Here is a 1,943-nt window from a genome sequence, read left to right as displayed (position 1 = left end):
GCTAGTGGTGTCCATCTCGTCACCGAGATCATCCACCGCGTCCTCAAGACGTCCTGCGTCCTTCGCCGCGCCCTTGGCATCGTCGCCCGCACCGTCTGCCTCGTCCCCGAAATCGGACAGGGCGTCGTTATTCGATTTGAGTTCGCTCTCGAGACGGTTGAGCTCAGCGCCTGCGTTGTTGAGCTGGATCTGCCAATTCTTCGTCCGCGAATCGTTCTCACCAAAGCTCGTGGCGGAGTTTTCGAGTGCGGCGCGCAGGGTCTCAATCTTGGCTTTTTGAGCTTCGATTTCTTTGCCGAGCACCTGGTTACGGGCGGTGAGTGCTTCGGCGGACTTGTCGTTCTTATCGAACGAGGACGCCACAAGCTTCATCTCACTGCCGAGCACACGCATCTCACGGTTAATATCCGTAATCGCACGCTTAAACTCACGCTCACCCTCAAGCCCAATCTTCAAACCAAAAGTAGAATCAGACATGATTACCGTTATTTCTTCGCCATCGGCGATGGATATCTAGAGACGCATTTAGCAAAGGAGTGCGGTTTCATGCTCTCTAGAGATTTTGCGGCGCTACTAGGGGAATTACCTGCCGAGCTCCCGCTGTCTTTCATTCTGGAAAAGCACGATAAACAAACTTCCAACCGGTGGTGGTTTTCCCAAAGAACGCACCTAGTCGGTTACATCGCACGTAGAGCCTACGAAGATGGTTGGACGACTTTGGAGGTTGAAGGTGTCTGGGGCGGCATTACGCGTCCAGAGGCGCGATTTTGGGTGATTGAGGCCCTGGGGTTAATTGGCGATGAGGGGCCAGAAGTCATCAAAGACCTGAAGCGCCTTCCGTTTGGCAATAGTTCAAAAACAAAATATGAAGCCCATCGAAACTATTTGGAAGCGCGTTACCCTCTGAAATCAATCGTCGCCGCCGCTGAAACTCAATACCAGCATTTAATCACGGCTGACCGCATTAAATTCCGGCAGGAATCACGTCGTCGATGAACCATTGACGCAACGGCTCGGCGCGCCCGGTTTCGAGTCGCCAACAGTCGACGAGATCCAACAGCTCACCAAACACGGTTAAGCCCACCTCCACACGTGATAGGTGGAGGTGGGACATTCCGATATAGGCGAGCCGCGTGAACACAGCATTGTCGGTCTCGACTACGCGTCCGCTGCTGGTGCTTTTGGGGCTGGTGCGGTGAGGATGTCTCGGCGGGTGCCGCGCTGTAGGGCTTCGGCGATCGCACCACGATAATCCGCCAGATCAGCAGGCACGGTAAGGAGTTCGACCTCGTCCTCACTTAGCTCTGGGCGCTTGTCGTCTGGATGGCGGTGGTTGTGGATCTGGACTGACTGGTTGGCCAGCAACGTGATCAGCCAAATCACCTCACCCAGTGTTTTGCCCAAATCGTCGGAGGTTTCAAGCGCGTTGCCCAGGTGTTCGAGGCCACCGTAACGCTCGGCGATCAGGCGGGTGGCTTTCGTGGTGAGCACGAGCTCGTAGTCCTCACCGCCGATGCTGACGGTGGCGGAGCGCCCTGGTTCCACAACAGAATCAGTTTTCTTCTTGGTAGTCATCGCTTGGTACTCCTTAACTCGTTAGCTAGTGGCGGGTTCGTAGACCTGGGCGTACCAGCCAGTGATCGTCTCGGGCTTAACCCCGGTGCCACCTTCGGTGACTTCGGCCTTCCACGGATGACGCCCCTTCGCGTCTGGCTTGTTGCGGCGCAGAATCGTGCCCTCAATGCTCGGGGTGGAGAACGTGATCGAGTCGGCTTTGGTGGCCAGCGTTTCTGTTGGCAGGGCGAACTTGACCCGGTAGAGCCAAAAATACTGATACTTCCCCGTGGAGCGTGCTGCGCGGAAACCAATCGCCACCGGGCTGCCGCCGTCCTCGGAGGCGGAGATGAGCACGCCGTTGGAGTCCACGGTCGCCCCAGTGAGGG

The 1,943-nt window shown here is 56.7% G+C and carries 3 protein-coding genes and 1 pseudogene; 1 reads left to right on the top strand and 3 read right to left on the bottom strand.

Annotated features, from left to right (window positions below; translation table 11 throughout):
* Positions 1-477: pseudogene (locus tag HMPREF0574_RS03015) on the bottom strand (phage tail protein); the annotation flags it as partial.
* Between the two features lie 69 nt (positions 478-546).
* Here HMPREF0574_RS03015 and HMPREF0574_RS09655 point away from each other — a divergent pair.
* Entirely contained in the window at positions 547-996 is a 450-nt protein-coding gene (locus HMPREF0574_RS09655) for a hypothetical protein (RefSeq protein ID WP_004007210.1), read from the top strand.
* A 162-nt stretch (positions 997-1,158) separates the two neighbouring features.
* Here HMPREF0574_RS09655 and HMPREF0574_RS03005 read toward each other — a convergent pair whose 3' ends face one another.
* A complete protein-coding gene (locus tag HMPREF0574_RS03005; RefSeq protein WP_004007209.1) occupies positions 1,159-1,575 on the bottom strand; it encodes a hypothetical protein in 417 nt (138 codons plus the stop codon).
* A 21-nt stretch (positions 1,576-1,596) separates the two neighbouring features.
* A partial coding sequence (locus tag HMPREF0574_RS03000; protein ID WP_004007208.1) for a major tail protein occupies positions 1,597-1,943 on the bottom strand: 347 nt, incomplete at its 5' end.

This window comes from Mobiluncus curtisii subsp. curtisii ATCC 35241 (genome assembly GCF_000146285.1).
GTDB lineage: Bacteria > Actinomycetota > Actinomycetes > Actinomycetales > Actinomycetaceae > Mobiluncus > Mobiluncus curtisii.
The sequence above is the reverse complement of the archived record's forward strand: the minus strand, read 5'-3'. Positions and strand labels throughout refer to the sequence as shown.

Bases quoted from the DNA above. Each gene is read 5' to 3' on its own strand.
- HMPREF0574_RS09655 (WP_004007210.1), top strand. From the start codon at position 547: ATGCTCTCTAGAGATTTTGCGGCGCTACTAGGGGAATTACCTGCCGAG.
- HMPREF0574_RS03005 (WP_004007209.1), bottom strand. From the start codon at position 1,575: ATGACTACCAAGAAGAAAACTGATTCTGTTGTGGAACCAGGGCGCTCC.